11 protein-coding genes and 3 tRNA genes are annotated in these 12258 nt (G+C 57.9%); 5 read left to right on the plus strand and 9 right to left on the minus strand.

What is annotated here, in order from left to right:
* Positions 1-277 precede the first annotated feature (277 nt).
* Positions 278-418, plus strand: a complete 141-nt coding sequence (locus CBW65_RS24045) for a hypothetical protein (RefSeq protein ID WP_157721745.1) — start codon at positions 278-280, stop codon at positions 416-418.
* A 57-nt stretch (positions 419-475) separates the two neighbouring features.
* Here the strand turns inward: CBW65_RS24045 and CBW65_RS03120 are convergent, their stop codons facing one another.
* The 7 genes from CBW65_RS03120 to CBW65_RS03150 form a co-directional block, all read right to left on the minus strand.
* Complete coding sequence (locus CBW65_RS03120; RefSeq protein ID WP_087455549.1) at positions 476-733, minus strand: IreB family regulatory phosphoprotein; 258 nt, start codon at positions 731-733, stop codon at positions 476-478.
* 38 nt (positions 734-771) lie between these two features.
* Complete coding sequence (murA, locus tag CBW65_RS03125; protein ID WP_087455550.1) at positions 772-2052, minus strand: UDP-N-acetylglucosamine 1-carboxyvinyltransferase; 1281 nt, start codon at positions 2050-2052, stop codon at positions 772-774.
* A gap of 84 nt (positions 2053-2136) precedes the next feature.
* On the minus strand, positions 2137-2649 hold the full coding sequence (locus CBW65_RS03130) for a TlpA family protein disulfide reductase (protein ID WP_087455551.1): 513 nt from the start codon (positions 2647-2649) through the stop codon (positions 2137-2139).
* Positions 2646-4691, minus strand: a complete 2046-nt coding sequence (ligA, locus tag CBW65_RS03135) for an NAD-dependent DNA ligase LigA (RefSeq protein ID WP_232463435.1) — start codon at positions 4689-4691, stop codon at positions 2646-2648. Before ligA ends, CBW65_RS03130 begins: the two co-directional genes overlap by 4 nt.
* A 12-nt stretch (positions 4692-4703) precedes the next feature.
* The gene (locus CBW65_RS03140; RefSeq protein ID WP_087455552.1) at positions 4704-5903 is read right to left on the minus strand and encodes a bifunctional 3,4-dihydroxy-2-butanone-4-phosphate synthase/GTP cyclohydrolase II; all 1200 of its coding nucleotides are present in this window, start codon (positions 5901-5903) and stop codon (positions 4704-4706) included.
* 25 nt (positions 5904-5928) lie between these two features.
* Positions 5929-8166 carry a DNA helicase PcrA gene (gene pcrA / locus CBW65_RS03145; RefSeq protein ID WP_087455553.1) on the minus strand — a complete coding sequence of 746 codons (2238 nt, stop codon included), beginning with the start codon at positions 8164-8166 and terminating at the stop codon, positions 5929-5931.
* Between the two features lie 154 nt (positions 8167-8320).
* A complete protein-coding gene (locus tag CBW65_RS03150; protein ID WP_087455554.1) occupies positions 8321-9463 on the minus strand; it encodes an ATP-binding protein in 1143 nt (380 codons plus the stop codon).
* A gap of 166 nt (positions 9464-9629) precedes the next feature.
* On the opposite strand from CBW65_RS03150, the gene rseP reads away from it, so the two are divergent.
* From rseP to CBW65_RS03170, 4 genes are all read left to right on the plus strand, one after another.
* Positions 9630-10667 (plus strand): RIP metalloprotease RseP, encoded by a 1038-nt coding sequence (gene rseP / locus CBW65_RS03155; RefSeq protein ID WP_087455555.1) that lies wholly within the window; start codon positions 9630-9632, stop codon positions 10665-10667.
* Between the two features lie 142 nt (positions 10668-10809).
* Positions 10810-10886: transfer RNA gene (locus CBW65_RS03160), tRNA-Pro, on the plus strand.
* A gap of 24 nt (positions 10887-10910) precedes the next feature.
* Positions 10911-10987: transfer RNA gene (locus CBW65_RS03165), tRNA-Pro, on the plus strand.
* Between the two features lie 41 nt (positions 10988-11028).
* Positions 11029-11105, plus strand: a tRNA-Pro gene (locus CBW65_RS03170).
* 36 nt (positions 11106-11141) lie between these two features.
* Here the strand turns inward: CBW65_RS03170 and CBW65_RS03175 are convergent.
* On the minus strand, positions 11142-11855 hold the full coding sequence (locus CBW65_RS03175) for a geranylgeranylglyceryl/heptaprenylglyceryl phosphate synthase (protein WP_087455556.1): 714 nt from the start codon (positions 11853-11855) through the stop codon (positions 11142-11144).
* 67 nt (positions 11856-11922) lie between these two features.
* Positions 11923-12216: a YerC/YecD family TrpR-related protein gene (locus CBW65_RS03180; RefSeq protein WP_087455557.1), complete on the minus strand. Its 294-nt coding sequence runs from the start codon at positions 12214-12216 to the stop codon at positions 11923-11925.
* Between the last annotated feature and the right edge of the window lie 42 nt (positions 12217-12258).

Here is a 12258-nt window from a genome sequence, read left to right on the forward strand (position 1 = left end):
TTTCCAAAAAGGTTGGATACTGTGCCAGAAGTTTCGAGCGCTGCTAGACAGGCGCCCGTGAAACGTACTTATTATACCAGAGATGTCCGCTAAAACGAAAGTTCTTATGATTTATTTCACAAACTCGTTAGATATGACGTGCAAGAAAGGCAAAATGTTACATCCGTGGGGACTGTTATAAAAAGTCGGGCGCTGCACTTTGTTTCTGTCCGTAGTTCTACTTGTCCCCTTCCGCTCATAGAATCTAGCAAAACGAACCATAGGAGGTAGTTGAAACATGAGCGGAATCTTGCTGTTCCATATCGTTGCAATCCCGGTGGTGTTCATGCTCGGGAGAATGTCCAACCGCATCGCATTCGTCCGCGTCAAGGCGGAGAACCGTTCCAGCGTGCCGGACTTCCTGCGCGGCAAAGAATAAGCCGGTTAGCAAAATAAGCAAAAGCGTCCCTCCGGTCGGAGGAACGCTTTTTTACGCTTACAGGCCTTTCAGCTTGAAATAGTCGTTGAGGATCTGTTCCACCGCCAGCAGACGGTCCGTCTTGGCCATCGTCGCCCGCGCGTTGTTCGCCGAGGTGATGTAGTTGCTCTCCCCCGTCACGATAAAGCCAGCCAGTTGGCGGGCTGCATCATAACCTTGTTCGCGCAGTGCAGGCACCACGCTGGTGATGATTTCGTCGAGCAGTTCTGATTCCTGGTCAGGTCGGAAAATCATGGTCTTGTCGAGGTTGGACACGGTCAAGCCCCTCCTGTTCTTGGTCAAGACTGTAGTCTCTACGCGCCGGTGTTGACGCGTTCGATCTGCGCTCCGATGGAAACAAGTTTTTCGACCGGGTTCTCATAACCGCGGTCCAGATACTGCAGCCCTTCGATCGTGGACATGCCGTCTGCGGCGAGCCCGCCGAGGATCATCGCGCCTGCCGCACGCAGGTCGGCGGCGATGACGCGCGCTCCGCTCAGGCTCTGCACGCCGCTGACGATCGCCGTATCGCCGGAGATCTTGATGTCGGCGCCCATGCGGGTCAGCTCCTGGGTAAAGCCAAAGCGTGCGTCAAAGACGGTCTCTTTGACATACGAAATGCCTTTTGCCGTCGTGAGCAGGGTCAGCATCGCCGGCTGCAGGTCGGTGGCAAAGCCCGGGTAAGCAAAGGTGATGACGTGTGTCGCGCGCAGTTCGCGGTCGCGGGCGTCGACGGTGATCGAGTCGCCTTCAAGCGTGATGTCACAGCCCATGTCGAACAGCAGGGACGGAAGCCCGGCCAGCGACTGCGGCGGAATGCCTTTGACGGTGACTTTGCCGCGGGTGATCGCGCCTGCGCACAGATAGGTGCCCGACTCGATGCGGTCGGTCATGCAGGTGTAGCGCACACCTTTCAGACTCTCGACACCTTCGATGGTGATGATGTCGGTGCCGACGCCGCGAATCTTCGCGCCGGCCTTGTTCAGGAACATCACGAGGTCGACGATCTCCGGCTCGCGGGCCGCGTTGTAGATGATCGTCGTGCCTTCCGCCAATGCTCCGGCCATGATCGCCGCGTTGGTGCCGCCGACGGTCGAGCCAAAGCGCGTGCCGAGGAACATCGCAGCACCCTTGAGGCGGCCGCCCTGGCCTTCCGCGTAGACGCTGCCGTCGAGCATCTTGATCTCAGCGCCCAGCGCGCTCATCGCTTTCAAATGCTGGTCGACCGGACGCGCCCCGATCACGCAGCCGCCCGGAAGCGGAATCTGCGCCTTGCCGGCTTTGGCCAGCAGCGGGCCGAAAATCGAGAAGGACGCGCGCATCTTGCGCACGAGATCTTCCGACACGGTCCAGGCGGTCAACCCGTTGTTGACGAAGCGCAAGGTGTTCGGTGCGATCCATTCCCCTTGCACGCCTGTCTCTTCCAAAATTTCCATCAACGTATTTACATCGCTCAAGTTCGGAACGTTTTCCAAAATCGTCTCGCCGTCACAGAGCAGAACGGCACACATGATTGCCAGGACGGAGTTCTTTGCCCCCGATGCCTGAATTTCGCCCATCAGCGGAGTTCCGCCTTTTACGCGAAGCACTTCCATTCGTTGTACACCCCATCCGTTAATACTGGCTGATAGACACATTTTACCACAGATACTGGGAACGTCAAAAGAAAGAAAAAGCCCTCACAAGAGGGCTTGAAACATGTGCTCCATCTGTTCTTGGGTCAGTTGGCCGAGGCGGTATTCGACGATCTTCCCCTGCTCGTCGATCGTGACGGAGATCGGGACGGTGATCGCGTTGTACGCCTTCTGCACCTTGCCTTCTCGGTCGAGCAACTGCGGGAAGGTCAGCTTCTGTTCGAGGATAAACATCTCTGCCCGCTCCAGCGTGTCATCTCCCGTGATGTTCACGCCGTAGAGCTTGACTTTGTCCTCGTATTTGCGGGACATCGCCTGCAGATCGGGCATCTCTTCTTTGCACGGCGGGCACCACGAAGCCCAGAAGTTCAGGAACACTTTCTGCCCGCGCAGGTCGGAGAGCTTGACGGTCTGCCCGCTCATCGTCTCCAGCGTAAAATCGGGCGCAGGCGTGCCTTTCGTCAGCGGCACCGCTTTCGGTTCGTCTGCAGTGCCGCACGCGGAGACGAACAAAGCCAGGGTCAGGACGAGCAGGAGCGAACGCCAGAATCTGCTCATGCTTCCCCGATCAGCGCGATGAACTCCTGCTCGGTCAGCACGGTGACGCCGAGGTCTTGCGCTTTGGTCAGTTTGGAGCCCGCTTCTTCGCCTGCGACCACGAAGTCGGTCTTCTTGGAGACGGAGCCGGTGACTTTTGCGCCAAACGCTTCCAGCTTGGCTTTCGCGTCATTGCGGCCCATCGTGGTCAGCGTGCCGGTCAGGACGACCGTCTTGCCGAAAAACGGGCTTTCTGCTGCCGCTTCTACGATCTGCGGCGCTTCGTGCGTTGGGGTGACGCCCGCATCCAGCATCCGCTGAATGCTCTGCTGGATGCGCTCCTGTCCAAAGAACGTCGTGATGCTCTCCGCGACGATGTCGCCAAATCCGGGGATGGCAACCAGCTCTTCAAACGCGGCGCTTTGCACGCGCTCCAGCGTTCCAAACGTCTCGGCCAGATCGCGGGCCATCCGCGCGCCGGTGTTCGGGATGCCTAGAGCGTTCAGGAAGGAAGTCAGGTCTTTGCTTTTGCTCTTCTCGATCGCTGCGAGCAGGTTTTGCGCTTTCTTCTCGCCAAAGCGCGGCAGAGAAAGCAACTTGTCCATGCTCAAGCTGTCATAGAGGTCGGCCGGGTCGCTAACGCCCAGTTCGTCAAAAAGCTGCTCGGCCGTCTTGATCGAAAATGTCTCGATGTCCATGCCGCCGCGGCTGGCGAAGTGGGAGATGCGGTTGACGACCTGTGTGCGGCAGCCGTCCGTGTTCTGGCAGAAGAGGTGTGCGCCTTTCTCGACCAGCTCGGAGCCGCAGCTCGGGCAGTGCTCCGGCTTGTCGATCGGCGTGGTCTGCAGTTCGTCATCTTCGAGCGCAAACAACACTTCCGGGATGACGTCATTGGAGCGGCGAATGGCGATGCGCGAACCGACCTGCACGCCTTTGCGCTGGATGTCACCCCAGTTGTTTAACGTCGCCCGCTGCACGGTGACGCCGCCGATGTCGACCGGCTCAAGCAGCGCGGTCGGCGTGATCTTGCCGGTGCGTCCGACGTCCCAGACCACACTTTGCAAGATCGTCGAGTACTCTTCCGCTTCGAACTTGAACGCGACCGCCCAGCGCGGGAACTTATCGGTAAAGCCCAGAGCAACACGCGTCGCAAGGTCGTTGATCTTGATGACCATCCCGTCGATCAGGTAGTCGAGGTGCGGGTGGTCTTCCTGGTCAAAGCGGGCGATCTCCTCGATCACCGCTTCGATGTCCGCATACACTTTCGAGTAGGACGAGGTCTTGATGCGGTTCTCGCGCAAGAAATCGAGGATCTGCTCATGCGTGTCAAAATCGATGCCTTCAAAATAGCCGATCCCGTAGAGATACGCGTCCAAGTTGCGCTTGGCGGTGCTCTCGACATTTTTCTGGCGCAGCGCGCCCGACGCGGCGTTGCGGGCGTTTTTCAAGAGCTCGGCGCCCGTCTCGGTCGCCTGTTCGTTGTATTTGGCCAGCACCGATAAAGGCATGATCGCTTCGCCTTGCACTTCGATCAGGCCGTCCCGGAACGGAATGCTCAACGGCACCGACTTGATCGTCTTCACCTGCGGCAGGATCGACTCGCCAACCACGCCGCGCCCGCGCGTTGCCGCTTGGACAAGCACGCCGTTTTCGTATGTCAGATTAATGGTCAGACCATCGAATTTCTGTTCCAGCACATACTGCGGTTCGGGAAGCGGCTGCCCGTCCGGGTTTTTCGTATTGTGATCGAGGATCAGTTTGCGGACGCGCTTGTCCCATTCGCGGAGCTCGTCGGCGCTTTGCGCCTTGTCGAGGCTCCACAGGCGGGCGAGATGCTTGTGCTCCGGGAACGTGTCGACGAGAATCCCGCTGCCGACGCGGTGGGTCGGCGAATTGGGCAGCGTGATGCCCGTCTCCGCCTCCAAACGCACGAGTTCGTCATACAGCCGGTCCCAGTCGGCATCGGTCACCTTCGGCTTGTCCAGCGTGTAGTAATGGTAGTCGTATTCGGTGATCAGCTCGATCAGTTCGCGGATGCGCTGCTCTTTGTCCTGTACCGTCACGGGAAGCCCCTCCTAAAACTTCAGCATGTGGCCGAGTTTGGCTTGTTTCGTTTTCAAATAGCTTTCGTTGTTTTCGTTGTGCTCCATCTGCAGCGCGACGCGCTCGACCACTTCGAGCCCGTGGCCGGACAAGCCTCTGATCTTGCGCGGGTTGTTGGTGAGCAGACGGATCTTCTGCACGCCGAGGTCGCGCAGGATCTGAGCGCCGATGCCGTATTCGCGCAGGTCAGCTTTGAAGCCGAGCTGTTCGTTCGCTTCCACGGTGTCGTAGCCTTTGTCTTGCAGTTGGTACGCTTTCAGCTTGTTGATCAGGCCGATGCCGCGCCCTTCTTGGCGCATATAGAGCAGGACGCCTTTGCCCGCTTCGTTGATCTGGCGCAGGGCCGCTTCCTTTTGCGGGCCGCAGTCGCAGCGGAAGGAATGGAAGATGTCGCCGGTCAGACACTCGGAGTGCACGCGCACCAGCACCGGTTCGTCGGGCGAAATGTCGCCTTTGACCATCGCAACATGCTCTTTGTCGTCGATCGAGTTGGTGTACGCGACCATCTGGAAGTCGCCAAACTCGGTCGGCATCCGCACTTCGGCCGCACGGTTGATCAGGATCTCGCTTTGCTTGCGGTAAGCGATCAGGTCGGCGATGGTGATCATCTTCAGATCATGGCGCTCGGCGATCTTCTCAAGGTCGGGAACGCGGGCCATCGTGCCGTCGGCGTTCAGGACTTCACAGATCACGCCCGACGGATATGATCCGGCGAGGCGGGCGAGGTCGATCGCCGCTTCGGTATGTCCGGCGCGGCGCAAGGTGCCCCCGTCTTTGGCGATCAACGGGAAGATGTGGCCCGGCTTTTTAAATTCATCCGGCTTGGTGCCGTCGGCGATCAAAGCGCGAATCGTCTCGGCGCGCTCGAAGGCGGAGATGCCCGTCGTGGTGTTTTTGCCGTCGACGGAAACGGTGAACGCCGTGCCGTGCGAATCGGTGTTGTCATCGACCATCGTGGTCAGGCCCAACTGCCGCGCCCGTTCTTCGGTGATCGGAACGCAGACGAGTCCGCGCCCTTCGGTGATCATGAAGTTGATCACTTCCGGCGTCGCATGCTCGGACAAGGCGATAAAATCCCCTTCGTTCTCCCGGTCTTCATCGTCGACGACGATAATTGCTTTGCCTTGGCGCAGGTCTTCCAGCGCTTCTTCTATCTTATGAAAGTGTGCCATCCGGCTTCTCTCCCTCCAAAAAACTCTAGTCTTCCGTTTTCACGATCGGCGCAAAGCGGGCGAGCAGCTTTTTCATGCCGATCGCGAGGTCTTCAAACTGGATGTACAGCTCCAGATTGTCGCCTGCCCCTTCGGTCTTGACGATTTCGCCAAGGCCCCATTTGCGGTGCGACACCCATTCGCCAACTTCCCAGGTCAGGTTGGGATCGGCGCCGAAATTGCTCGGCACGCGCGCGCCGTTTTGCATGCCCGGAATCTCACTGCGCACACGGTCTTGCGTCGGCTGGCGGCGGATGATGCCGACCTCGTCGATCAGGTTCGGCGGAATCTCGCGAATGAAGCGCGACTGCGCATTTGCTTTGATCTGGCCGTACATCATGCGCGACCCGGCATGCGACAGGAACAGCTTCTCTTCGGCGCGGGTGATCCCGACATACATCAGGCGGCGCTCTTCTTCCACGTCGCGCTCGTCCCCGCCAAGCAGCGTCCGGTTGCTCGGGAACATGCCTTCTTCGAGGCCGACGAGGAAGACGACCGGAAACTCCAGCCCTTTTGCGGCATGCAAGGTCATCAGCTTGATCGACTCCGGCCCCTCTTCTCCGTCCGTCTGTTCGCTGTCGGCGATCAGGGCAACTTCGGAGAGGAACTCGACGAGGCGGTTCTCTTCGCTCAGGTCATGCTTGTTGTCAAATTCAGCGGTGACCGACAGGAATTCGTCCAAGTTCTCCAGGCGCGCATCCGCTTCCAGCGTCTTCTCCAGTTCCAGCTCTTTGCGGTAGCCGGTCAGCTTCAGCACTTCGGAGGTCAAGTCGGTGACGGTCAGGTACGGCATCTGCGAGGCGAAGTTGCGCATGAGCAGCACAAACTCTTTGATCGCGCCGTTTGCTTTGCCGCGAATGCCGACGCTTTCGATCTCCATCAGGGCTTGGAACGCCGAGATCTCATGGATCGCCGCATAGTCGAGAACTTTGCCGACGGTGGTGTCGCCGACGCCGCGCTTTGGCACGTTGATCACGCGGGTCAGGGAGAGATCGTCGTTTAAGTTGGCGATCAGGCGCAGGTAGGCGATGATGTCCTTGATCTCTTTGCGCTCGTAGAACTTGATGCCGCCGTAGATCGTATACGGGACGGTCGATTTCAGCAGCGCTTCCTCGATCACGCGGGACTGGGCGTTGGTGCGGTAGAGCACAGCGATGTCGGAGTGCTTGCCCCCGCTCTTGATATGTTCGAGCGACTGCTGGATCACAAACTGCGCTTCGGAGTGCTCGTCATACGCTTTGTAGAGCTTGACGAGCTCGCCTTCCGGTTTCGTCGACCAGAGATTTTTCGCTTTGCGCTCGGCGTTGTTCTCGATGACTTTGTTCGCCGCCTGCAGGATGAGGCCGGTGGAGCGGTAGTTCTGCTCCAACTTGATCACGGTCGTCTCCGGGTAGTCTTTTTCAAAGTTGAGAATGTTGGTGATGTCAGCCCCGCGCCACGCGTAGATCGACTGGTCGGAATCGCCGACAACGCAGATGTTGCGCTTTTTCTGAGCGAGCAGTTGCACCAGTTTGTACTGCGCTTTGTTGGTGTCCTGGTACTCGTCGACGTGGATGTAGTGCAGACGGTTCTGGTAGAGGGACAACACGTCCTCGTGGTGCTGGAACAGGTAGACCGTCTTCATGATCAGGTCGTCAAAGTCCATCGCGTTGTTCGCTTTGAGTTTCTTTTGATAGGCGATGTAGACGTCTGCTGCGACCTTGCCAAACACATCGCCTTCGCGGACGGTATCGGCGAAACGCTCAGGGGTGAGCAGGTCGTTTTTCGCATTGGAGATCGAAGCTAACAGACCACGCGGGTCGAATTTTTTCGGGTCGATGTTGAGCTCTTTTAAGCATTGCTTGACGGCGGTCAGCTGGTCGCCCGCGTCAAGGATGGTGAACGAGTTGGTATAGCCGAGCTTGTCCGCATCGCGGCGCAGGACGCGCACGCACATCGAGTGGAACGTGGAAATCCAGATGTCCAGCGCGGTCGGGCCGATGATGTTCTCGACGCGTTCGCGCATTTCTTTGGCTGCTTTATTGGTAAAGGTGATCGCGAGGATCTGCCACGGCGCGACGCGGCGCTCGTTGATCAGGTACGCGATGCGCCGGGTCAGGACGCTCGTCTTGCCTGAGCCCGCCCCGGCGATGATCAAAAGCGGGCCTTGGCTATGCAGCACCGCTTCTTTTTGCTGCGGATTGAGACCTTCGAGCATCTTCTCTCCGCCTTGTATGGAAAACATGTGCAACACCTCATGTCTAGTACTCAATTCATATTGAAGCTAATTATAGCAAACATAAGTTCTCATATCTATTCTTACCGTCTAAAAGACATCTCAAGACAATAAAAACAGACGCAGCGGAAAAAGTCTATGAGCTGCGTCATCATTTTCAAGATTATTTGCCCCGCGTGTCGGCCAGCCGCACCATCATCAGCTCGGCGGCGTACGAACCGGTTTTGTCATAGAATTTGCGGATCTCGGAGAGCGAGGCCTCTTCAATCCCGCGCGGCATCAGCATGTGGAACTGGATCAGCGTCGCGACATGCAGCGCAAAATCGTGATCGTAGCCAAAGCGCGTCAAAATGCGGTACGACAACTGTGCCCCGAGGTTCTCATGGTCGTAAAAGTGACCGTTCAAGTTGGTCTGGATGTGCTCTTTGGGGATCTTCTCCCCCTGCACGACGTAAAATTCGCCCGAGTCGCGCCCGTCGCGGATGTCCGCCCCGTTTTCGATCTCCACGCGGTCTTTCGTTTTGAAGCGGCTGTACGGTGTTTTGACGACGCCGGTGAACTGCTTGATGCCGGGGTATGCTTTGCCGATGTCGTGGAGGAGCAGGGTCCAGACCATGTGCAGCGACGTGCCGGCGACCACTTCGGTGGCTTTGATGATGTGTTCAAAGACGGTGAAATGGTGGTGCGGGTTGTGCTGGTCGAGCGGGATAGCGCGGAACAGCTCGGGAAGCCATTTTTCTAAACGTCCGTCCGCTTCCAGTTCACGCACCACTTTCACAGGATGCTTGATGAACCGCGCTTCCTGCTCGTGGAAAAAATCGGCCGCTTCCCCATTCACTTTTTCGGTGGTGCGGACCTCGATGCGGTCAAACTCTTCCGCGTAGGTCGGAATCTGCAACAGCCGTTCATAGCGGCGGATCTGCGACTCGGAAACGGACGGTTCGCCTTCTGCCCGGCGCTTCTCGTTCATCGCGACCGCATCTTCGAGCGGAACGTTGAGAAAAATCGCCTCGGTCGTATAGCCGTGCTTGCGCGCCAGTTCAAGGTAAGGTCTTCTGTATTTCGGAACGCGGTGTTTGGCGTCGAGCACGATCCTTCGGCCCGCTTCCATCGCCTGGGTCAGGCGGTCTTTGACGGCTGCCAACACCGCGTCGTTGATGTCTTGGGTGATCGTCTGCTCGCCGAACAGCTCTTTTTTCACATCGTCGGCGTGAATCCAGACGCCTTGGTTCGCCGCGGTCAGTTCGCGCGCGACCGTCGTTTTGCCGCTGGCGGGGATGCCGACCAGCACCGTGAGGACAGACATTGGGAACGCTCCCTCCTTACATCACATTGCTTTTAGCATGCGCTGTTCTAGTGTTTCCTAATATATGTTATAATTGATGAATATTCGGTCTATCCGGCTCATAAGTATGTTCGGATGCTACTGCCTGCATATTAGAGAGTGAAATGAATGGGAGTGATGACTCGAAATGAACATCGTAATGGCCCTACTCGCACTTGGGTTCCTGATCTTCATCCACGAACTTGGGCATTTCTGGGCTGCGCGTGCCACCGGCGTCCGCGTTGATGAATTTGCCGTCGGTTTTGGCCCTTCGATCATCAAGCACCAGCGCAACGGTGTCTTGTATCGGTTGAACTGGATTCCGCTGGGCGGGTACGTGAAGATGTATGGAGAGGACAACCCGGAAGCGGCAGCCGCACCTGATAATTTTAACAATCGTCCTGTTGGCGCGCGAATTCTCGTCATCGTCGCAGGGGTGATCATGAACATCGTCGGCGCGTTCGTGATCTTGGCCTTGCTGTTTAATATGTACGGCGCTCCGACGGCGAACTTGTTCGTCGGCGAAGTTCAAGCTGACAAGCCGGGCGCAGCGGCAGGGTTCCTGTCCGGCGACCAGATCAAATGGGTCGAAGGCAAGGAAATGACGACTCCGCTCGAATTTAATGAAGCGGTGCAGAGCCACTCCGGCACGCCGCTCGACATCGGCGTTCTGCGCGACGGCAAGCGCGTCGATCTGACCGTCACCCCGCAGATGAACGCGGCAGAAGGCCGTCCGATGATCGGCATTGCCCTGCAGCAGCAGACAAGCTTCGTCAAAGCGGGCGGTTTTGGTGAGAACACCGCGCAGGCGCTGAAGAGCACCGGCCAGCTCACCGCGATGACGTTCGACGGATTTAAGCAATTGGTGACCGGCGCGGTCTCGTTCAAAGAGATCGGCGGCCCGGTAGAGATCATTCGCATCACCGGACAAGCGTCCGACAACGGTGTGCCGCATTACATGTACATCGTGGCCTTGCTGTCGGTCAACCTGGCTGTGCTGAACATCTTGCCGTTCCCGGCGCTCGACGGCGGACGACTGGTGTTCCTGCTCGTCGAATGGGTGCGTCGCGGCAAACGGATCTCCTTGGAACGGGAAGCGAGCATCAACTTTATCGGCATTCTGTTCCTGCTCACGCTGATGGTGGTCGTCACGTTTAAAGACGTCTTCAACATCTTCTCGAATTAGCCTGTGATCCCCTCTCCGGAGGGGATTTTTGTTTGACAATCTTTTTTTGAAAAAAACCATTGACTCTTCGAATCACCCTATGTTATTCTATATCTCGTTGACGGGTGAACAACTCCTCAACAACGACATGAATTTAATATGTCGGAATGTAGCGCAGCTTGGTAGCGCGCACGCTTCGGGAGCGTGAGGTCCAGGGTTCGAATCCCTGCATTCCGACCATCTTTGATCTTCTTTTTGTAGGATCGGAATGTAGCGCAGCTTGGTAGCGCGCACGCTTCGGGAGCGTGAGGTCCAGGGTTCGAATCCCTGCATTCCGACCATTTTTATTTTCTTCAGCTTTTCAGCTTTGGCAACTTCATATCGGAATGTAGCGCAGCTTGGTAGCGCGCTCGCCTTGGGAGCGAGAGGTCCAGGGTTCGAATCCCTGCATTCCGACCAACCGTAAAAACCACCGATCTTGGATCGGTGGTTTTTTTATTTCACAGCGCGGATGGTATCATGGAGCACCTGCTGCCAGTTGGCGGTGTAGAGGGCGTTGCCGATGATCAACGTATCGGCGTGCTGCGCCATCGTCGCTGCTTTTTCGTAGGAGTCGATGCCGCCGCCATAAAAGATATGAGCGCGGCGGGCGGTGCGGGCGACTTCGGCGAGCAGGGCCGGATCGCCAAACGTGCCGCTGTATTCGACGTAGAGCACAGGCATGGAAAAAAGCGCCTCGGCAGCGGCGGCGTACGAGGCGGCGGCCTGTGGAGTGAGCGCGGTGTTCGCTCCGGTCAGTTGGGCGACGGCGGCGTCCGGGTTGAGGACGAGGTAGCCTTCGACCAGCACTTTGCTCCAGTCGATCCACGGGCCGAATTTTTCGATCGCTTGGGCGTGTGCGCCGATCAGCCAGTGCGGGTCGGTGGTGTTGAGCACGATCGGGATGCAGTAGCCGTCCACTCCGTCGACGACGGCGTCGCTTGCGGAGACCTCCTGCCAGAGCGGAAGTTGCGGCGCATGGCGGCGCAGGCGGCCGAGCAGGGTGTTGGTGTTTTCGTAGGTGATGTCTTGCGTGCCGCCGAGGAAGACGGCGTCGGTGCCGGATGCGGCGATCGCTTGCACCACCTCGTCGGTGATCTGGCGGGCCGGGTCGAGTTTGACGACGTGCCGCCAGTGGCGCCAAGGTGGTGAGGTGTGGGCAGTCGTCAAGACATAGGCCTCCTCTCCGTTGTCATAACAAAACCCCTGCCGCTGGAGAAGCAAGGGTTTCTGTGCGCTATTTCTCTTCTAAGCGATCGAGCGCAACCTTGTAGCCGTCGGTGCCGTAGTTGAGGCAGCGTTTGACGCGGGAAATGGTCGCGGTACTCGCGCCGGTCTCCGCTTCGATCTGGTTGTACGTTTGACCTTTGCGCAGCATGCGGGCCACTTCGAGACGCTGGGCCAGTGATTGCACTTCGTTAACTGTGCATAAATCATCAAAAAACTTGTATGCTTCTTCGAGCGTGCGCAGTTGGAGGATCGCTTCGAAGAGCTGATCGACCGTTCTGTCACGGAGTTTATCCAGTTGCAAGGCTATCCCCTCCAAAACCCCCAAATATTTGCGGCGCACAGG

Origin of the sequence: Tumebacillus avium, assembly GCF_002162355.1 — a bacterium.
Classification (GTDB): domain Bacteria; phylum Bacillota; class Bacilli; order Tumebacillales; family Tumebacillaceae; genus Tumebacillus_A; species Tumebacillus_A avium.

Coding starts and splice junctions, on each gene's coding strand:
- CBW65_RS24045 (WP_157721745.1), top strand. CDS start 278: ATGAGCGGAATCTTGCTGTTCCATATCGTTGCAATCCCGGTGGTGTTC.
- murA (WP_087455550.1), bottom strand. CDS start 2,052: ATGGAAGTGCTTCGCGTAAAAGGCGGAACTCCGCTGATGGGCGAAATT.
- CBW65_RS03130 (WP_087455551.1), bottom strand. CDS start 2,649: ATGAGCAGATTCTGGCGTTCGCTCCTGCTCGTCCTGACCCTGGCTTTG.
- CBW65_RS03140 (WP_087455552.1), bottom strand. CDS start 5,903: ATGGCACACTTTCATAAGATAGAAGAAGCGCTGGAAGACCTGCGCCAA.
- pcrA (WP_087455553.1), bottom strand. CDS start 8,166: ATGTTTTCCATACAAGGCGGAGAGAAGATGCTCGAAGGTCTCAATCCG.
- CBW65_RS03150 (WP_087455554.1), bottom strand. CDS start 9,463: ATGTCTGTCCTCACGGTGCTGGTCGGCATCCCCGCCAGCGGCAAAACG.
- rseP (WP_087455555.1), top strand. CDS start 9,630: ATGAACATCGTAATGGCCCTACTCGCACTTGGGTTCCTGATCTTCATC.